The following is an 18,481-nucleotide window of genomic DNA, read 5'->3' as shown; positions in this document are numbered from 1 at the left end:
TCAGTCGGCCCTCAGCAACCGCTCGATCTGCGCCAGCTCCCAGGTGCTGAGCAGGCTGACCAGGTCGGTGCCGAAACGCTGAGTCGTGTCGAGTCGCCACACCCGATCTTCCGGGCACCGGCATTGCAGGCAGTGGTGCAGGCGCTGACCGTCAAAGTCGAGCAACAGCTGCCAGCCTTCGATCTCGACCGAGATCTGGCCGGGCCCGGATTCCTGCGCAACACGCTGTAGCGCGCAAACCTCCAACGCAGCATCGCGCAAGCGCTGGCAGACTTCGCGAGTGGATAGCGGTGACATGTTCAACCCCGTTGATCGATGAAGCGCGCAAGCATAGAGCGCCAACCCGTTCCTGTCAGCGATCACTGGCCCACGCCGGGGCATTTGCGTAACATCTGCAACCCTCTTTTTCCGCGGCGCTCTTTTGCGCAAATGCATGCGGCCGCGCCCGTCGGCCGCTCTGTCAGGTAAGCCATGAAACCGATTCGTCTGCGCGCCGATGTCCTGGCCGGACTCACCACCTCGTTTGCCCTGTTGCCCGAATGCATTGCGTTTGCGCTGGTGGCTCACCTCAACCCGCTGATGGGCCTGTACGGCGCCTTCATCATTTGCACGCTGACCGCGTTGTTCGGTGGTCGTCCCGGCATGGTCTCCGGGGCGGCCGGTTCGATGGCGGTGGTGATCGTCGCGCTGGTGGTGCAGCAGGGCGTGCAGTACCTGTTGGCGACGGTGTTGCTCGGCGGCTTGATCATGATGGCGTTCGGGCTGTTGCGGCTGGGCAAACTGGTGCGCATGGTGCCGCACCCGGTGATGCTCGGGTTCGTCAACGGTCTGGCGATCATCATCGCGCTGGCGCAACTGGAGCATTTCAAGAGCGGTGAACAGTGGCTCAGCGGCACGCCGCTGTACCTGATGACCGGGCTGGTGCTGCTGACCATGGCCATCGTCTACATCCTGCCGCGCCTGACCCGCGCCGTGCCGCCGGCGCTGGTGGCGATCCTCGGCGTCGGATTGCTGGTCTACCTGTTCGGCCTGCCAACCCGCACCCTCGGCGACATGGCGCACATCGCCGGCGGCCTGCCGACGTTCGCGCTGCCGGACATCCCGTGGACGCTGGACACCCTGCGCATCATCGCGCCCTACGCGATTCTGATGGCGTTGGTCGGCCTGCTGGAAACCCTTCTGACCCTCAACCTTACCGACGAAATCACCGAAACCCGTGGCTATCCGGACCGCGAATGCGTGGCACTGGGCGCGGCAAACGTGGTTTCCGGTGCGTTCGGCGGCATGGGTGGTTGCGCGATGATCGGCCAGACCGTGATCAACCTCAGCTCTGGCGGGCGCGGGCGTTTGTCCGGCGTGGTAGCGGGCGTGTTGATTCTGCTGTTCATTCTGTTTCTGTCGCCGCTGATCGAGCGGATTCCGCTGGCGGCGCTGGTGGGGGTGATGTTCGTGGTGTCGCAGCAGACGTTTGCCTGGGCTTCGCTGCGGGTGCTGAACAAAGTGCCGCTCAACGATGTGCTGGTGATCATCGCGGTAACGACCATCACGGTGTTTACCGATCTGGCGACGGCAGTGCTGTGCGGGATCATCATTGCCGCGCTGAATTTTGCCTGGCAGCAAGCGCGCGAACTGTACGCCGATGAGTATCTGGAAGCGGACGGCAGCAAACTCTATCGTCTGCACGGCACGCTGTTTTTTGCCTCGACCACGCCGTTTCTCAATCAGTTCGACCCGGCCAGTGACCCAGAACGGGTGACGCTGGATTGCCGGCATCTGAGCTTTGTCGATTATTCGGCCATCGCCGCGCTGAAAACCCTGCGTGAACGCTACGCCAAGGCCGGCAAGCAGTTGCAGGTGTTTCACCTGTCCGAGCGCTGCAAGAAGTTGCTGAAACGCGCCGGGGTCGATCACGACTGAGATCGACCCCGGTCACTGGTCAGGCATCGATGGCGGGGAAGTCGATGTCGGTCAGCGCCACGTTGTTCAGGTAGTTGGTCAGGGTTTGCGCGGCGACGACGGCGATCACTTCGATGATCTTCTTGTCGTCGATGCCGGCGGCGCGGGCGGCGGCGATCTGCTCATCGCTCAGATGACCACGGGTTTCGGTCAGTTGATGGGCGAGGGTGGCAAAAGCATTCAGCCGACCGTGACGCGCTTCGATGATTTCTTCTGCAGCCAGCCCGGCCTTGCTGGCGAACAGGGTGTGCGCCGCCAGGCAATAGTCGCAACCGTTGACCTGCGAGGTGGCCAGATACACCGCCTCTTTTTCCTTGGCGCTCAGTGAAGTCTTGCCCAATGTGGCGGAGATTTGCACGTAGGCATCCAGCGCAACGGGCGCAGTGGCCAGGGTCGTGAACAGGTTCGGCAGGAAACCGATTTTTTTCTGCACGCCTTCAAGTGTCGGGCGAGTGGCGTCGGTAGCGGTTTCGAGGCTGAGAGGGGCGATGCGGCTCATGGTGATTCTCCGAAAGTCCGGTGCAAAGTGCGCCGGGGATGGAGTGAATGCTACGGAGCGCGACTGGTGCTTTGGGTGCAAATCGTCGAGGATATGCGACAGATCGTCCAAACCTGTCCTTGCGAGAATCAGTCATGGATCGCCTTTCTACGTTGCTCAGCCATTTCGGCGTCAATGCCGGCACCTTTCACAGCGGCACGTTTTGCGGGGTGAGCGCCTACGGCGGTGATCAGGTGTGCGGGCATGTGCATCTGTTGCAGGCGGGCGAGTTGTTGCTCAAACCGGGTAATGATCCTGAAATCTCGCTCAACGAACCGACCCTGATCTTTTTCCCGCGCCCCATGGCCCATCGCTTGTTCGCCAACGAAGCCATGGGCACGCAACTGGTGTGCGCTTCTCTGACCTTCGACGGCGGCGCGGGCAATGCTTTGGCGGCAGCGCTGCCGGACTATCTGGTGCTGAAACTCGCCGACCTGCCGGAAATGGCCAACACCCTGGAGTGGCTGTTCAAGGAAGCCTTCGATGGGCACTGCGGGCGCGAAGCGGTGATGGATCGGCTGTTCGAATTGCTGGTGATTCTGCTGCTGCGCCACCTCATCAGCAGTCGAAACCAACAGCCGGGCATGATGGCGGGATTGGCCGATCCGAAGATTTCCCGAGCCTTGAACCTGATGCACGACCAACCGGCGAAGTCCTGGAGCGTCGCCGAACTGGCGAGCGCCGCCAACCTGTCCCGCGCCGGTTTCGCCGAACACTTTCGGCGAGTGGTGGGGCAGACGCCGGTGGATTATCTGGTGAACTGGCGAATCAGCCTCGCGCAGAAACGCCTGCGCGAGGGACGGCCGATTGCGTTGATCGCCGAAGAGGTCGGTTATGAAAGTCCATCGGCGCTGGCCCGGGCGTTTCGTCGCAAGACCGGGCTCAGCCCGCGAGAATGGAAATCCGGCGCGAGCTGAAGACTATTTGGCGAATTTCTTCGCCCCGGCCACGCACAGGATCACCCCCAGCGTGACCACCAGCATGCCGACGCTGACATGTTCATGCAGCAAAGTCGCGGCCAGTGCCAGGCCGAAAAACGGCTGTAGCAATTGCAGCTGTCCGACCGCCGCAATTCCGCCCTGAGCCAGCCCGCGATACCAGAACACAAATCCGATCAGCATGCTGAACAGCGAAACGTACGCCAGGCAAACCCATGCCGACACGCTGATACCGCTGAATGAGGCGGGCGCCAGCCACACGCTCAGCACGGCCATCACCGGCAACGACAACACCAGCGCCCAGCAGATCACCTGCCAGCCGCCGAGGGTTCGCGACAGTTTTGCGCCTTCGGCATAACCGAGGCCGCAGGCAAGAATCGCCGCCAGCATCAGCAGATCCCCGGTGGGCGAGGCGGTCAGTCCTTGTGAGATCGCAAAACCGACCACCAGCGAACTGCCCAGCACCGAAAAAATCCAGAACACTGGACGCGGCCGTTCACCGCCGCGCAGCACGCCGAAAATCGCTGTCGCCAGCGGCAGCAATCCTACAAACACAATGGAATGCGCTGACGTCACGTATTGCAGCGCCAAGGCCGTCAACAACGGGAAACCCACAACCACGCCCAGCGCGACGATCAGCAATGACAACCATTGATCCCGCGCCGGGCGTCGTTCGCGAAACAGCCGCAACAGGCACAACGCCAGGGCGCCGGCGATGGTCGCGCGGATGACGGTGAGAAATACCGGGTCGAATTCCAGCACCGCCAGCCGCGTGGCCGGCAGCGAGCCGCTGAAGATCACAACGCCGATGAAGCCATTGATCCAGCCGCTGGTTTTTTCCAGGGCCGGGGTGCCGAGTTGGGTGGTTCGTTCCATACGCATTGCGCTCAGTGGTGGGTTGCGTTGAAACAATCCTAGGGACGAGAATCAGGACAATCAAAGAATTGTCATGGATACAGCCCGACATGCCGCGCTCCCGTTACAAGACCCTCGTCGACACCTACGCGGCGGACATTCGCAGCGGTCGTCTGCTGCCCGGCACTCGCTTGCCGACTCATCGGCAACTGGCAGCGAGCGAAGGGCTGGCGCTGGTCACGGCTTCGCGGGTGTACGCCGAACTTGAGGCCATGGGCCTGGTCAGCGGCGAAGCCGGGCGCGGCACGTTTGTGCGGGAAACGTCGTTGTTGCCGGGGCAGGGCATCGACCAGAAAGACGTCGCGGTCGGCATGATCGACCTCAACTTCAACTACCCGTCATTGCCGGGGCAGGCCGAGCTGCTGCGCACCGCGTTGCGGCAACTCGCGCTGTCCGGTGACCTCGAAGCGCTGCTGCGTTATCAGCCCCACGCCGGTCGCCAGCATGAACGGGCCTCGGTGGCGCGGCATCTGCAAATGCGGGGTTTGAGTGTCGAGGCCGAGCAGGTGCTGATCGTCAACGGCGCCCAGCAAGGGCTGGCGGTGACGCTGATGGCGCTACTCAAGCCCGGCGATGTGATCGCTGCCGACGCGTTGACCTATTCGGGATTCAAAGTGCTGGCCGAAGCGCTGCACCTGGAAGTGGTGGCGATTCCCGTCAATGAGCAGGGCCCCGATCTGGCGGCCTTAGACAAACTCTGCCGCCAACGACCCGTGCGTGCGGTTTACAGCATGCCGACCCTGCACAACCCACTGGGCTGGGTGATGCCTTTGGAGCAACGTGAGGATTTGATCGAGATTGCCCGCCGGCATGATCTGACGATCATCGAGGATGCGGCCTACGCCTTTCTGGTCGATAACCCACCGCCCCCGTTGGCCGATCTGGCACCGGAGCGCACGGTCTACGTGTCGGGCCTGTCGAAAAACATCGCCACCGGCCTGCGTGTCGGCTTCATCGCCGCGCCGGTCGAGCAGGTGGCGGCGCTGGAACGGATCATCCGCGCGACCACCTGGAACACCCCCGGCGTGATGACCGCCATCGCCTGCGGCTGGCTCGACGACGGCACCGTCACCTTGCTCGAAGCACAAAAGCGCAGCGACGCCCGGGCCCGGCAAGCTCTGGCTACGCAGATTCTGGAAGGCCTCCCAACCGTGGGCCATTCCTCTTCATATTTCCTTTGGTTGCCGCTGCCGGAAGATGTGCGGGCCGACCACATCGTGGTCGAATTGATGCAGGAACAGGTTTCCGTTACCACCGCCGAACCTTTCACCGTGTCTACCCATGTGCCCCACGCGATTCGTCTGGCGCTGGGCTCGGTGGACATGCTTGTCCTGCGTCAAGCCTTGCTCAAAGTCCGCAAGGTCGTGGGCGCCTACCTGTAGCGCAACTTGCCGCGCACGATTACCCTTGGCGCCGCCGACGATCTGGAAAACCCTGATGAAAAACGCTGCATTAACGTTCGCCCTGATCCTCAACGCAGGCCTGCTCAGCACGCCAGCACTGGCTGCCGGGGACGCCGAGGCCGGCGCAAAAATCTTCCCGCGCCTGTGCGGCGGCTGCCACCAGGTCGGCGAATCCGCCCGCCCGGGCTTCGGCCCGGAACTCAACGGTATCATCGGTCGCCCGGCCGGGACGTCGGCGAATTACGTGTATTCCGACGCGATGAAAAACTCCGGCCTGACCTGGAACCGTGAAACGCTGACGGCGTATCTGAAGGATCCGAAGGGCGTGGTGCCGGGGACGCGGATGATCTTCTGGGGACTGAGTGACGAGGAGAAGATCGATAATCTGTTGGCGTATCTGCAGACGTTTTCTCAGTAATGAAGATCCGGTGCGGGAGCTGCTCAAGGCAGCTCCCGCGTGACGACGGCACTCATGTCGCGCGCTCGGCCTGCCCGGCAAACCACCCCATCACCACCGCACAAGCCGGATGCGCAGCCGCCGACGGCTGCAAGCACAACGAGTAAATCCCCCCGGTTTTCAGCGGTTGCCCGAACGGCACCACCAGCACGCCGCGCTCGATGGATTCCGCCGCCAGCGTCATGTCCGTCACTGCGACGCCCAATCCCCGCGCCGCCGCATCCAGTGCCAGTTCATCGAGGTTGAACGGGATATGCCGGTAATCCTCCAGCGGTTTGCCGTCGTTCGCCGCCAGCCATTCGATCCACGCCTGACGATCCGCCGAGCGATGCAGCAGCGGGAAGCGCAGCAGTTCTTCCACTGAGCGCGGCGCATCGGCAAGGCTCGGGGCGCAGACCGGCACCAGGGTTTCCTGAAACAGGGTCAGGCAATCCGGATCGCTCGATTCGGTCGGCAAGTAAAGGATGTAGGCGTCACTGTCGCTGGTCGGTTCGACGATTTCGGTGGCGACGGTTTCGATGGCCAGCGAAACCTCGGGATGACGCAGGTAAAAGTCGCTGAGTTTGGGCAACAGCCAGCGCACCGCCAACGACACATGCATGCGAATGCGGAACGGGCGTTTCTGCGGTGTCAGGCGTTCTTCGAGGGTTTTCAGCTGCTCGAAAATGCTCCGCGCGCTGGCCAGAACCTGCTCGCCTTCCGGGGTCAGGCGCAGGCTGCGGCTGGTGCGCAAGAACAACGGGACGTTGAAGTGGCTTTCCAGCTGCTGGATCTGCCGGCTGACGGCGCTTTGAGTCAGGCACAGCTTCTGCGCGGCCAGGGTGAAGCTGCCGGAGTTGGCGACCTCTACCAGCGCCTGCATGGCTTGCAGCGACGGGACGTGGCGAATTTTATCCATGCGTTTTCCGAATGGCTCGATGATTTCTTAGCGTTGGTGAGGCGTTCGAAGACCTTATAGATTCTAGCTCTGGTGGTGATCTTCACAACGTGGGCATGCGATTCACGCATGGCCATGGTGGAAGGCAAGCCGCCGAATGACCGTCGAATGAGGTGATGCATGGAAAATGTCAGTGGCTGGATCGCGCAAACCGCAAGCGCTGCGCAGCGGGATCGCCTGAGCGGCGCGCAAAAGGCCGATTGGCTGGTGATCGGCGCCGGGATTACCGGTCTCAGCGCTGCCCATAATCTGGCCGAAATGCACCCGCAGTCACGGATTGTCGTGGTTGATCGTCAGCGAGCGGCGCAGGGCGCTTCGGCGCGCAATTCGGGTTTTGTCGTCGCCCATGAACATCCGACGGACAACGAATTGATCGGCGGGCAGGGCTTTGCCGGATTTGAAGTCGACACGATGATTTCCCGCGCGGCCAGTGAAGAAGTCCGACAGCGCATTGCCCGGCACGCCATCGATTGCGACTTTCGGGACAGCGGCTATTTCTTTGCGGTCAACGATCCGGCCAAGCTCAATCAGGTCGATGCCAAACTCGCCACACTGCGGGTGCTCGGTGCCCGCGCGGAGTTTTTGCAAGGCGAAGAACTGAGCCGAAAACTTGGCACCCGTCACTATCAGGCTGCGATCTGGTGCGGCAACGGCAACGCGTTGCTGCAACCGGCCAAATACGTGAAGGGCTTGCTCGATGCGCTTCCGGGCAATGTCACCGTGTACGAAAACACCGATATCACGGGGCTCGAACGTTTGGGTCAGGGTCGGATTCGGGCCAATTCACTTGATGGCAGCATCGAGGCAGGAAAAGTACTGGTCTGCCTGAACGCATTCATTCCACGGGTCGGCATCGATGACAGCGCCACGTTTCCGATGGAGCTGAGCGCCAGCCTCACGCGCCCGCTCACGGACCAGGAGTTCGCCGCCATCGGCGCCGTCGAACCGTGGGGCGTGCTGTCGACCCGTCCGCTGGGCGCCACGGTTCGGCTGACGCCGGATCGCCGGGTGATGATCCGCAACACCGCCGAATACCGCACGCGGGACCTCTCCAGCAGCGAACTTGCGCTGCGTCGTCAACACCATGTCCGGGGTTTGCAACGGCGCTTTCCGTTCCTCGGCGAGCACGACATCCAATACACCTGGACCGGCCATTTGAGCGCGACCCGCAGCGGTCAGGCGTATTTCGACCAGGTGGAAGAGGGCGTGTTTGCCGTCGCCGGTTGCAACGGCTCGGGCGTGGCGCGCGGAACCTTGTGGGGGCGACTGCTGGCGGAACTGGCATGCGGCGTCGATTCGCCACTGCTGCAATCGGTAAGGCAACGGGCCCAGCCCGGCTGGCTGCCGCCGCGACCTTTCTTCGATATCGGCGCCATGGTGCGCATGCGCGTGGAGGCGGTCAGGGCCAGAACAGAAATCTGAAAATTCGCACATCCCACAAGAACAAAAGCCACTCAATTCAGGTGACAGAACATGCGCGTCCACACACTTTCCCTGGCGGTCTTGCTCGCCACCGGTTCCTCGTTCGCCCTGGCCGATGAAACCGTCAACATCTCCAACTGGAGCAGTTACATCGCCGACGACACCCTGGCGAACTTCACCAAAGACACCGGCATAAAGACCACTTACGACATCCACGACAGCAATGAAGTGCTGGAATCGAAGTTGATGACCGGCAATACCGGTTACGACGTGGTCAGCCCGTCGAACCACTTTCTGTCGCGGCTGATCAAGGCGGGCGCCATCCAGAAACTCGACAAGTCGCAGCTGCCGAACTGGAAGAATCTCGATCCGCAGTTGATGCAGAAACTTGAAGTCAACGATCCGGGCAATCAATACGGTTATCCGTACATGTGGGGTACCGCCGGTATCGGCTACAACGTCGAGAAGATCAAGGCGATCTTCGGCAACACCGATGTCACGCGTTCGTGGAAGCTGTTTTTCGAAGAGGACAACATCAAGAAGTTGAGCCAGTGCGGTGTAGCGATCATCGACAACCCGACGCAAGTGTTGCCGATCACGCTCAACTATCTGGGCTTGCCGCCGCACAGCCACGAACCGGCGGATTACAAAAAGGCCGAAGCCGCCTTGTTCAAGATTCGCCCATACGTGCAGTACTTCCATACGTCCAAGTACATCAGCGATCTGGCCAACGGGAATGTTTGCGCGGTGATTGGATTCAATGGTGATGTTGTGCAGGCGGCGGCCAGTGCCCGGGAAGCGAAGAACGGTATCGACATCGCTTATTCGATTCCCGAAGAAGGCACGACCCTGTGGTTCGACATGGTGGTCATGCCGAAAAACGCGCCCCACGAAAAGAATGGCTACGCCTACATGAACTATCTGCTTGAGCCGAAGGTGATCGCCAATATCAGCAACAGCATTCACTACGCCAACCCCAACGTGGCGGTCGATGAGTTACTGACGCCGGCGGTGAAACAGGATCTCGCGATCTATCCGCCGAAAGCGGTGATGGACAAGTTGTTCACCGTGGAAGAACTGCCGGCGGCGATTGCCCGACTGACGACACGCTTGTGGACCCGGCTTAAAACCAACACTTGAATATGAAACATGGCCTGGTTTGATACTAATGCGCCATCACTTGCGGTAAAGTGCGCGCCGCCCGAGAGACGGATCCCGGGCGTTTTCCCATGGAGTCTTGAAGTGAAATACCTCAGCAAAGTCGTCGCCGCCGCCCTGATCGGTGCGGTTCTGGCAGGTTGCACCGGCACCCCGATGAACACTAAACAATACGACAGCAGCCAATACACCGTGATTGGCCACAGCGAAGCCACCGCCACCGGTCTGCTGCTGTTCGGCGTCATCCCGATCCAGCAGAACAACCGCTTCGTGCGCGCCCAGACTGCCGCGATCAAAGCCAAGGGCGGCGACGCCATGATCAACACCCAGGTTCAGGAAAACTGGTTCTGGGCATGGGTTCTGACCGGTTACACCACCAAGATCTCCGGTGACGTGGTCAAACTGAAAACCGTTCAATAAGTACCGGTTGGACGTGAAAAAGCCCGGCTGATCAGGCCGGGCTTTTTGTTTGTGCAGCGGTAGAGCGTTTGACTCATGCGACGCGGCGTTCGATCAGACGGTCGGAACCACCTTCAGCGACGCGGCGTTCGATCAGACGATCCGAACCACCTTCAGCAACGCGGCGTTCGATCAGACGATCGGAGCCACCTTCAGCGACGCGGCGTTCGATCAGACGGTCGGAACCACCTTCAGCGACGCGGCGTTCGATCAGACGATCGGAGCCACCTTCAGCAACGCGACGTTCGATCAAACGATCCGAACCACCCTCGGCCAAACGACTTTCAATCAACCGGTCCGAACCGCCTTCGGCGATCATGGTGTGGGCGGGTTTGGCTGCAAAAGCGTTGACTGCAAGAACCGAGAAAGCGATGCCGAGAAGGATTTGGCGTTTCATGATCGTGTGCTCCGGGGTGTTGTTTGTTGGGTATGGAGCTGATGTTACGCCGGGAATTTTTTAAGAGAACTTCATTGCGCTGATGGTGACTATCGACGCAGGCGATGCAGCGAAATCGATAGTAAACAGTTGAACGATGTCGCGGTTAAAACACGCTTGAAGTTATGGGAAGTGTCTGTCAGTTAACGACTTTCACTTTCGGAAGCACCCTACATAAAGTGATGGTTACATCCACTAATCTGTTGCTCTTGCACAAGGAGTGACAGGTATGGCCAATCACAGTTACATGACCATCGAAGGGAAAACTCAAGGACTTATTTCGGCAGGGTGCTCGACACCGGACACTCTGGACAACAAAGGTCAGGCCGGACATGACGATGAAATCCGAGTGCTGGCTTTCGCCCACAATCGGATGAACACCGACAAACTGATCCACAGTCCTGTCGCAATCACCAAGTGGATTGACCCGTCTTCGCCTTTGTTGGCGCGGGCACTCTCCAACAGAGAGGAAATCGACTGCTCTGTCAGCTTCTATAGAACTTCGCCGTATGGCATCGAGGAAAAGTACTTCACGATAAAGATCGGCGGGGGAGTGATTGCCGACATCACCCTGGACGTTCCCCATGCCATCCAGCAAAACGACGTTGCTCCACAGGAGCGCATCGCCATCCGCTATCGCGATATCACCTGGACCCATCATCTGGCGGGCACCAGTAGTTACAGTTTCTGGGACGCCGAGGAGTGAATAAGGCAGGCAAAGAAAAGCCCGGCTGATCAGGCCGGGTTTTTCTATATGCGCTGCTTACTTATGCAACGCGGCGTTCGATCAGACGGTCGGAACCACCTTCAGCCACACGACGTTCGATCAGACGATCAGCGCCACCTTCAGCCACACGACGTTCGATCAGACGATCAGCGCCACCTTCAGCCACACGACGTTCGATCAGACGATCAGCGCCACCTTCAGCTACACGGCGTTCGATCAAACGATCCGATCCACCCTCGGCCAAGCGACTTTCAATCAACCGATCCGAACCGCCTTCGGCGATCATGGTGTGGGCGGGTTTGGCTGCAAAAGCGTTGACTGCAAGAACCGAGAAAGCGATGCCGAGAAGGATTTGGCGTTTCATGATCGTGTGCTCCAAGGGTGTTGTTTGTTTGGTATGGAGCCGATGTTACGCCGCGGATTTTTTATGAGAACTTCATTGAACTGATGGTGACTATCGACGCCAGCAATGAATGCCAAGACCCTTGTTCTAGGGCACCAGCGACCGAATGCACAGTTCTCCGGTGGCGCGGGTCAGGGCCAGTTCATGCAGCGCATCACGGGTCAGACCGGTGCGCGCCTTGGCCAGCCACGCCGGGCAGTTCCGGTCGTGGCGATAGGGCGTGAAGTCGGCGTATTGCTGCAGCAGACGGGTTTGCAACTCATCCAGACGCGGTCGAATCTGCTTGCCCAGATCCGGGCGCGGCGTGTCCGGCGCGGCACCGGCTGCCTGCCACTGTGCGAGCAAACCGTATTGCACCAGTTTGTTGGCCTCCATCTGTGCGGCGATCAACTGCGCGACGTCTTCCGGGTCGAGCTTGCGTTCGGCGGCCAGCTTGCGGGCGTTGTCGATCACCTGCGCCTCACGGGGACTGTCCTGGATCGGCTTGCCGCTGTCCCATTTGGTCAGGGCGACGAGGTCGCCGATGTTCAGGCGTTCGTTCAGGGTGTTCACCAATCCTTGCACGACTTCGGGCGAGGGCGCGGGGCCGGCGTGGACGGTCGTCGCCAGAGCGGTCAATAGGGTGCAACTCAGCAGAAACGGGGAACGGCGCATGGGAGGGATTCACTTCCTGTCGTGATGGAGAGGCAATGCAGATTGGTCGGGGTGCAGATTACGAAGTTTTAATGCAAACCGGTACGACCTGAACGGCATCGCATACCTTAGACTCTGTCATCAGCTCCCACCCGAGACGGACCTCAATGCAAACCCCCGCTCAATCCCCCCTCTGGAAAACCTACCTGCTGTTCCTGGCCCCAATGGTGCTGTCGAACTTCCTGCAATCGATGTCGGGCACGGTCAACAGCATCTACATCGGCCAGATGCTCGGCACGCAGGCGCTGGCGGCGGTGTCCGGGATGTTTCCGATCATCTTTTTCTTCATCGCGCTGGTCATCGGTCTGGGCGCCGGGGCAGGGGTGTTGATCGGTCAGGCGTGGGGGGCGCGTGAGTCGCATATGGTCAAGGCGATTGCCGGGGCGACGTTGTTGTTGGGGGTGTTGATCGGACTGGTGGCGGCGGTGCTGGGCAGTGTGTTTGCGCGTGAGGCCTTGCAGGGTTTGGGCACGCCGGCGGATGTGCTGGATGATGCGGTGGCCTATGCCCGGGTGATGATGTGGACCTTGCCGGTTGTGTTGGTGTACGTGCTGTTCACCCAGTTGTTGCGCGGGGTGAGTGACACGCTGTCGCCGATGCTGGCGCTGTTGCTGTCGACCGTGGTCGGGCTGGCGCTGACCCCGGCGTTCATTCGCGGCTGGTTCGGCTTGCCGCAACTGGGGATTCAGAGCGCGGCGTTCGCCGGTCTGGCCGGTACGTTGGCGGCGATGGCGTGGCTGTCATGGAGCCTGATCCGCAAGGGCCATCCGCTGGCGCCGGATCGCGAGTTCTTTGCGGCGTTGCGTCTGGACGGCGCGATTCTCGGCAAGGTGTTGCGCATCGGTCTGCCGACCGGGGTGCAGATGATCGTGCTGTCGCTGTCGGAGCTGGTGATTCTGGCGCTGGTCAACCAGCACGGCTCGCAGGCGACAGCGGCGTATGGCGCGGTGACGCAGATCGTCAACTACGTGCAGTTTCCGGCGCTGTCGATTGCAATCACCGCGTCGATCCTCGGCGCCCAGGCGATCGGCGCCGGACGGCTGGAGCGGATGGGCCCGATCCTGCGCACAGGATTGTGGATCAACGTGTGCCTGACCGGTGGTTTGATCCTGGCGGGTTACCTGTTATCGCACTGGTTGCTGGGGCTGTTCCTGACCGAAGACTCGACCCGGGCAATGGCCGAGCATCTGTTGCACATCATGTTGTGGAGCCTGCTGATCTTCGGTTTCCAGGCAATCATCGGCGGGATCATGCGCGCCAGCGGCACGGTGCTGGTGCCGGTGGGCGTGGCGATCATCTGCGTGCTCGGCGTGCAGTTGCCGGCGGCCTACTGGCTGGACGGGCAGTTCGGTTTGCAGGGCGTGTGGATGGCGTTCCCGATTGCGTATCTGGGGATGCTGGTGCTGCAGACGCTGTATTACACGCGGGTCTGGAAGCATCAGAAGATCGAGCGGTTGGTGTGACGGACTGATCCGGGTGGGCGTTGGCGGAACTGGCGCAAGTGATGGATGTTTGCTTAAGTCATTCGAGACCCATCGGGCGCCGGAGCCTTCCATGTCGATTCGATTGTTGTTGGCTGCCGCGTTTTGCCTGATTGTCGTCCCTGCTGCAAATGCGGTGGAGTACACCCGGGTCAACACCACCGCCAGCCAGATCAGTTTCACCTACAACCAGATGGGCTCGCGGATGTATGGCACGTTCGGCAAGTTCGACGCGACGCTGGATTTCGACACCGACAACCTCGCCGGTGCCCGCACCACGCTGCACATCGACCTGACCAGCATCGACGCCGGCAGCGAAGACGCCAACACAGAACTGGTGAAACCGGCATGGTTCGACACCGATAAATTCCCGGTGGCGGTGTTTGAATCGACCCGCTTCAGCCCGGCCGGCGACAACCGTTATCTGGTCGACGGCCACCTCACCCTCAAAGGCATCACCCGTGAAGTGCAGGTGCCGGTGCAACTCAAACCCGACAGCAGCATCGGCATTTTTGACGGCGAACTGGTGCTCAAGCGCGACCAGTTCGGCCTCGGTGCAGGGGAGTGGGCGGACACCGTGGTGTCGAAGGACATCGACATCAAGTTCAAGGTCGTTGCCCCCGCGCAGTGACCGGCTTCAATACGCCCGCCAATGTCCCGGCATCCAGCGCCATTGGTTACCGGCCCAGCGGTAATGTCCGGCAACCCAGTGATAACCCGGCGCAGGCATGACCGGAACCACCTCAACGATCGGTGGTGGCCGATGCGGGCGAACCGGTTCGACGACACAACCCGAGAGGGTGATCGCTACCAGCGCGGCAGCGAGCAAGGATTTGATGGTTTTCGCGGAACGCAGAACGTTCATGGCAACTCCTCAAGGCGTGCGTCGGGAATGAACGCAGCTGAAAAATTGGACGCCAAATCGGCGAAAGATCCGTTCTCGGGCAGATGAAATTTTTGTCAGGCGTGCACAAGGTATGATGTCGCGGTTCGCCGGTCGCTCAACTCGCCCGGCAACCTGTGTTTTACCGTTGGAGTCCGCCCGCCATGCCCCGCATCACCCACTACAAATCCCCATGCCCCGAAGGCGTCAACAGCCAGATCCTGCAGATGGTGGTCGACAACCTGACCGACATCAGTGCCATCGGCCTCGGCCCGAGCAACCTGCTGTACAACGTCTATCAGTACGCGGTCGGCTACGAGGTGCATCTGTATCTGGAGGCGTTGAACGGCGAGAAGGGCACCGAGGTGGAACTGCTGGTGGCCACCGATGACGATGACCCCGAGCAGGTGCTCGGCTTCCTGTTGTACCTGCCGGTGCAGGGCGATTGGGAGGCGTGCAACGTGGCCTATCTGGCGGTGCGCGAGGGGCATCGGCGTCAGGGCGTTGCCCGTTCGTTGATCGCGGACATGGTGGCGCGTTACCCACATGCCGAGCTGACCTGCAGCGTCGGCAAGGTGCCGTATTTCGAGGCGCTGGGCTTTGAAGTGCTGGGCCAATTGGAGACGCAAGTGCTGATGAGCACCCGGCACTACCGCAGCAACGGGCTGCGCGGTTTCATCGACACGACGCCGATCTACCGTTCGCTGGAAGTGCAGCAGATCCACACCTACCTGCTGCAAAAGCACGGCAAGCGGGCGATGCTCGATGCCGAGAAACAGCGCGACCGGCATCTGGATCAGGTCACTCGCCGTACCGAAGATTTTGTCCGCCAGCGCCTGACCGTTCACTGATCCCTTCTCTTTGAAACGACAAAAGCCCTTGATGCGATCAGCGCAGCAAGGGCTTTTTTGTGCCGGTGATTTCAGGACAGTTTCACGTTCATGGTGATGCGCGCCGTGAACACTTTCTTGCCTTCGGCGTCGTGGACATCCACTGGCACGATCTTGTCGCCTTCGGTCTGCCAGTCCAGCGCTTCGCCATTGGCCACGGCGGTTACGTCGGTCTTGGCCTTGGCCAGGTATTCGACGGTCATGCCTTTTGGAATCCACCGTGCGCCGGCGGGAATCGACACGTCAGTCATCATCCCTGCCGCCAGTTCAGCGGCATTGCACAGGGCGATGGCGTGGACGGTGCCGAGGTGGTTGGTGATCTCGCGGCGGAACGGCACTTGCACCTGCGCGGAACCTGCCCGCAACTCGGTCACCAGCGGATTGATGGTGCTGAAGTACGGTGCGACTTGGCAGGCCATCTGGCTGAACGCCTGGGAACCGACGCTGTTGAACATGCTGAGAAACTGACTCATGGGTGAAGCCTCGCGGTTAGGGGGGGTTACAGAATCATGTTCCGTTACAGAATATTGTTCTGTAACGGAACGGTATTCTGTCCGCGGGAAATCTGTCAACCTGTGCGTGTTTCGATCATCGGCACGGATGTGCCCTTTACCCGGATTTTCAAGGCCCATGAACACCGCAGATCTACTCGAACGCAGCTACCCCGGCCGCCGCGCCGAACTCAAGCGCGACATCTTTCGCAAGGCCCTGCGCCTGTTCAACGAGCAGGGCATCGAGGCCACTACCATCGAAATGATCCGTGCCGAGTGCGACACCAGTGTCGGGGCGATCTACCACCATTTCGGCAACAAGGAAGGGCTGGTGGCCGCGCTGTTTTTCACCGCGCTGGAGGATCAGGCGCGCCTGCGCGACGCTTATCTGGCCGACGCGATGACCACCGAAGAGGGCGTGCAGGCGCTGGTCTACAGCTACGTGGATTGGGTCGAGAACCAGCCGGAATGGGCGCGGTTCCAGTATCACGCGCGTTATGCCGTGACCCGGGGCCCGCACAAGGATGAACTGGCCGAGCGCAACAAGACCCGCAATCTGGGCCTGCGTACCTGGCTGGCCGAGTCCGGGCGCGTGGCTGAACTCAATGAATGCCCGGCCGAGCTGTTGCCGTCGCTGATCGTCGGGCAGGCCGACAGCTATTGCCGCGCGTGGTTGTCCGGGCGAGTGCAGGGCAGTCCGAAGACTTATCGTGAATTGCTGGCCCAGGCCACGTGGCGTTCGATCCGTCGAGAACCCGAACGCTGATTTTCAGAGACAAAAAAAGAGCCTCAAGACTCTTTGATGGGGAGGAAGTAGAGCCCGCGAGGCTCAAGATGCGCATGAAGCCAGGTGCGGGCTTGATTGGGGTTCAGAGCACCCGCACCTACGCAACGGCTTGGCGGACCAAGCGACTGCGTAGTTCCATCGTAGGAAGCTGCGGTGATGCGCTCAAGTACCGTCAGTCACCTGCCTGGGGGGCGCGGGCGGCGGCTCTTTCGACCATCGCAATGATGGTTGCCAACAGCTCGTCACGGGCCTGTTCGGCGCTGATTTCATCGGTGGCGGCTGCTTGCGACAGGGCTTCGGCGGCGCCGAGCATGGCGCGTAATCCCGCCTGACCGATCTCTGCGCCGTCAGCGAAAGGCGACAGCACATTGCGGCATTTCTCCAGAAAGATCGCCTCGTATTCGCGCTTGATCCTCTCCAGTTCCGGCGTACTCGCCAGGGCCGCAATTACCCCCGGAATCTCGTTGCCCTGGGTCAGCACGCAATCGACATACGCCGTGGCAATCACCGTCGCGGTGCCGCTCAACGTTGCTTCGGCATTGGCCAGCGCCGCGTCCATCAGGGCCGTCTGGCGCCGGTCGAAATCCTGATACAGCGCCGCGAGCAGACCGGCGCGGGTGGTGAAATGGTCATAGACCACCGGTTTGGTCACGCCGGCTTTTTCCGCCAGATAGCCGAGGGTCAGGGCATCGGTGCCTTCTTCGCGAATCAACTGCCAGGCCATGTCGAGCAACTGGCGCTGGCGGTCTTCCCGGGACAGGCGGCGACGGGGTTGTGCGGGTTCTGGGATTTCAGTGGTTGACATCGCTTATATACCAAACGTAACTTACTGAAGGTAACTTATTAGTAGTAGCTTACCAATCGTAGCTTTTCGCAAGGGTAAGCCCTTGGTCAGCAATCACCAACCGGAGATTTCCCCATGCACGCATTGATTGTTGTAGATCACGATGATCCACGTTCACTGACTCACGCGTTGGCGCAGCAGATTGCCAAAGGCCTGTCGGAAAGCGATCCCTCCAACACCTTCGAAATCGCCGACCTGCACGCCGAGGAATTCGATCCGCGCTTTGGCGTGGCCGACTGGGCGGTGCATCACCGCGAATCCGCGCCGCCGGCGGACGTGCGGGCCGAGCAGGCACGCATCGACCGCGCCGATGCGCTGGTGCTGGTCTATCCGGTGTTCTGGTGGTCGATGCCGGCGCTGCTCAAGGGCTGGATCGACCGGGTATTCAGCAATGGCTGGGCGTACGATTTCGACGGTGGAAAGACGCTGAAGAAGCTCGGACGATTGCGCGTGCACCTGATCGCGCTGGGCGGGGCGGATGCGCGCACTTACGAGCGCCACGGCTACGGCGCGGCGATGAAGACGCAGATCGATCACGGGATTTTCGATTACTGCGGGGCGACTGTGTCGGGTTCGGCATTGTTGCTGGAGTCCGAGTCGAGCGATCCTGCGATGCAGTTGCAGGCGGCGCGCGAACTCGGACAAGGGCTGTTTCGCTAAAAC

General features: G+C 60.8%; 23 protein-coding genes. 13 read left to right on the top strand and 10 right to left on the bottom strand.

Annotation, left to right across the window (positions count from 1 at the left end):
• Entirely contained in the window at positions 1–297 is a 297-nt protein-coding gene (locus LOY31_RS18155; protein WP_258711990.1) for a hypothetical protein, read from the bottom strand.
• Between the two features lie 174 nt (positions 298–471).
• Here LOY31_RS18155 and LOY31_RS18150 point away from each other — a divergent pair, with 174 nt between their 5' ends.
• The gene (locus tag LOY31_RS18150) at positions 472–1,917 is read left to right on the top strand and encodes a SulP family inorganic anion transporter (RefSeq protein ID WP_258711989.1); all 1,446 of its coding nucleotides are present in this window, start codon (positions 472–474) and stop codon (positions 1,915–1,917) included.
• A 19-nt stretch (positions 1,918–1,936) separates the two neighbouring features.
• On the opposite strand, the gene LOY31_RS18145 is transcribed toward LOY31_RS18150, so the two are convergent.
• The gene (locus tag LOY31_RS18145) at positions 1,937–2,455 is read right to left on the bottom strand and encodes a carboxymuconolactone decarboxylase family protein (protein WP_258711988.1); all 519 of its coding nucleotides are present in this window, start codon (positions 2,453–2,455) and stop codon (positions 1,937–1,939) included.
• A gap of 134 nt (positions 2,456–2,589) precedes the next feature.
• Between LOY31_RS18145 and LOY31_RS18140 the strand changes: the two genes are divergently transcribed.
• Complete coding sequence (locus tag LOY31_RS18140) at positions 2,590–3,411, top strand: AraC family transcriptional regulator (protein ID WP_258711987.1); 822 nt, start codon at positions 2,590–2,592, stop codon at positions 3,409–3,411.
• 3 nt (positions 3,412–3,414) lie between these two features.
• Here LOY31_RS18140 and LOY31_RS18135 read toward each other — a convergent pair whose 3' ends face one another.
• Positions 3,415–4,308 carry a DMT family transporter gene (locus LOY31_RS18135; protein WP_258711986.1) on the bottom strand — a complete coding sequence of 298 codons (894 nt, stop codon included), beginning with the start codon at positions 4,306–4,308 and terminating at the stop codon, positions 3,415–3,417.
• Positions 4,309–4,397: 89 nt separating this feature from the next.
• Here LOY31_RS18135 and LOY31_RS18130 point away from each other — a divergent pair, with 89 nt between their 5' ends.
• Together LOY31_RS18130 and LOY31_RS18125 are read left to right on the top strand one after the other, a co-directional pair.
• Entirely contained in the window at positions 4,398–5,729 is a 1,332-nt protein-coding gene (locus tag LOY31_RS18130; RefSeq protein ID WP_258711985.1) for a PLP-dependent aminotransferase family protein, read from the top strand.
• Positions 5,730–5,784: 55 nt separating this feature from the next.
• On the top strand, positions 5,785–6,168 hold the full coding sequence (locus tag LOY31_RS18125; RefSeq protein ID WP_221533709.1) for a c-type cytochrome: 384 nt from the start codon (positions 5,785–5,787) through the stop codon (positions 6,166–6,168).
• A gap of 52 nt (positions 6,169–6,220) precedes the next feature.
• Here the strand turns inward: LOY31_RS18125 and LOY31_RS18120 are convergent, their stop codons facing one another.
• Entirely contained in the window at positions 6,221–7,105 is an 885-nt protein-coding gene (locus LOY31_RS18120) for a LysR substrate-binding domain-containing protein (protein ID WP_221533710.1), read from the bottom strand.
• A 159-nt stretch (positions 7,106–7,264) separates the two neighbouring features.
• Here LOY31_RS18120 and LOY31_RS18115 point away from each other — a divergent pair, with 159 nt between their 5' ends.
• The 3 genes from LOY31_RS18115 to LOY31_RS18105 all read left to right on the top strand — a co-directional run bounded on the left by LOY31_RS18115 (position 7,265) and on the right by LOY31_RS18105 (position 10,144).
• Complete coding sequence (locus tag LOY31_RS18115; protein ID WP_258711984.1) at positions 7,265–8,566, top strand: FAD-binding oxidoreductase; 1,302 nt, start codon at positions 7,265–7,267, stop codon at positions 8,564–8,566.
• A 51-nt stretch (positions 8,567–8,617) separates the two neighbouring features.
• Complete coding sequence (locus LOY31_RS18110) at positions 8,618–9,706, top strand: polyamine ABC transporter substrate-binding protein (protein WP_221533712.1); 1,089 nt, start codon at positions 8,618–8,620, stop codon at positions 9,704–9,706.
• 102 nt (positions 9,707–9,808) lie between these two features.
• Complete coding sequence (locus LOY31_RS18105; protein WP_127798661.1) at positions 9,809–10,144, top strand: hypothetical protein; 336 nt, start codon at positions 9,809–9,811, stop codon at positions 10,142–10,144.
• 73 nt (positions 10,145–10,217) lie between these two features.
• On the opposite strand, the gene LOY31_RS18100 is transcribed toward LOY31_RS18105, so the two are convergent.
• The gene (locus tag LOY31_RS18100; RefSeq protein ID WP_221533713.1) at positions 10,218–10,580 is read right to left on the bottom strand and encodes a hypothetical protein; all 363 of its coding nucleotides are present in this window, start codon (positions 10,578–10,580) and stop codon (positions 10,218–10,220) included.
• Positions 10,581–10,848: 268 nt separating this feature from the next.
• Between LOY31_RS18100 and LOY31_RS18095 the strand changes: the two genes are divergently transcribed.
• On the top strand, positions 10,849–11,325 hold the full coding sequence (locus LOY31_RS18095) for an Hcp family type VI secretion system effector (protein WP_127798657.1): 477 nt from the start codon (positions 10,849–10,851) through the stop codon (positions 11,323–11,325).
• Positions 11,326–11,386: 61 nt separating this feature from the next.
• On the opposite strand, the gene LOY31_RS18090 is transcribed toward LOY31_RS18095, so the two are convergent.
• Positions 11,387–11,710 (bottom strand): hypothetical protein, encoded by a 324-nt coding sequence (locus LOY31_RS18090; protein WP_221533714.1) that lies wholly within the window; start codon positions 11,708–11,710, stop codon positions 11,387–11,389.
• 126 nt (positions 11,711–11,836) lie between these two features.
• A complete protein-coding gene (locus tag LOY31_RS18085; protein ID WP_221533715.1) occupies positions 11,837–12,403 on the bottom strand; it encodes a chorismate mutase in 567 nt (188 codons plus the stop codon).
• A gap of 146 nt (positions 12,404–12,549) precedes the next feature.
• Between LOY31_RS18085 and LOY31_RS18080 the strand changes: the two genes are divergently transcribed.
• Both LOY31_RS18080 and LOY31_RS18075 read left to right on the top strand, forming a co-directional pair.
• Positions 12,550–13,905 (top strand): MATE family efflux transporter, encoded by a 1,356-nt coding sequence (locus tag LOY31_RS18080; protein ID WP_221533716.1) that lies wholly within the window; start codon positions 12,550–12,552, stop codon positions 13,903–13,905.
• A gap of 91 nt (positions 13,906–13,996) precedes the next feature.
• Entirely contained in the window at positions 13,997–14,554 is a 558-nt protein-coding gene (locus LOY31_RS18075) for a YceI family protein (RefSeq protein WP_221533717.1), read from the top strand.
• A 6-nt stretch (positions 14,555–14,560) separates the two neighbouring features.
• On the opposite strand, the gene LOY31_RS18070 is transcribed toward LOY31_RS18075, so the two are convergent.
• Entirely contained in the window at positions 14,561–14,788 is a 228-nt protein-coding gene (locus LOY31_RS18070) for a YXWGXW repeat-containing protein (RefSeq protein ID WP_039767335.1), read from the bottom strand.
• Between the two features lie 182 nt (positions 14,789–14,970).
• Between LOY31_RS18070 and LOY31_RS18065 the strand changes: the two genes are divergently transcribed.
• The gene (locus LOY31_RS18065) at positions 14,971–15,657 is read left to right on the top strand and encodes a GNAT family N-acetyltransferase (protein WP_258711983.1); all 687 of its coding nucleotides are present in this window, start codon (positions 14,971–14,973) and stop codon (positions 15,655–15,657) included.
• Between the two features lie 71 nt (positions 15,658–15,728).
• On the opposite strand, the gene LOY31_RS18060 is transcribed toward LOY31_RS18065, so the two are convergent.
• A complete protein-coding gene (locus tag LOY31_RS18060) occupies positions 15,729–16,169 on the bottom strand; it encodes a hotdog fold domain-containing protein (RefSeq protein ID WP_085602607.1) in 441 nt (146 codons plus the stop codon).
• 157 nt (positions 16,170–16,326) lie between these two features.
• Between LOY31_RS18060 and LOY31_RS18055 the strand changes: the two genes are divergently transcribed.
• Entirely contained in the window at positions 16,327–16,953 is a 627-nt protein-coding gene (locus LOY31_RS18055) for a TetR/AcrR family transcriptional regulator (RefSeq protein ID WP_258711982.1), read from the top strand.
• A 193-nt stretch (positions 16,954–17,146) separates the two neighbouring features.
• Here the strand turns inward: LOY31_RS18055 and LOY31_RS18050 are convergent, their stop codons facing one another.
• On the bottom strand, positions 17,147–17,779 hold the full coding sequence (locus LOY31_RS18050) for a TetR/AcrR family transcriptional regulator (RefSeq protein ID WP_258711981.1): 633 nt from the start codon (positions 17,777–17,779) through the stop codon (positions 17,147–17,149).
• Positions 17,780–17,893: 114 nt separating this feature from the next.
• Between LOY31_RS18050 and LOY31_RS18045 the strand changes: the two genes are divergently transcribed.
• Positions 17,894–18,478 (top strand): NAD(P)H-dependent oxidoreductase, encoded by a 585-nt coding sequence (locus LOY31_RS18045; RefSeq protein ID WP_258711980.1) that lies wholly within the window; start codon positions 17,894–17,896, stop codon positions 18,476–18,478.
• Positions 18,479–18,481 lie beyond the last annotated feature (3 nt).

It is taken from the genome of Pseudomonas sp. B21-021 (assembly GCF_024749205.1).
Lineage (GTDB): Bacteria > Pseudomonadota > Gammaproteobacteria > Pseudomonadales > Pseudomonadaceae > Aquipseudomonas > Aquipseudomonas paraglycinae.
The sequence above is the reverse complement of the archived record's forward strand: the minus strand, read 5'-3'. Positions and strand labels throughout refer to the sequence as shown.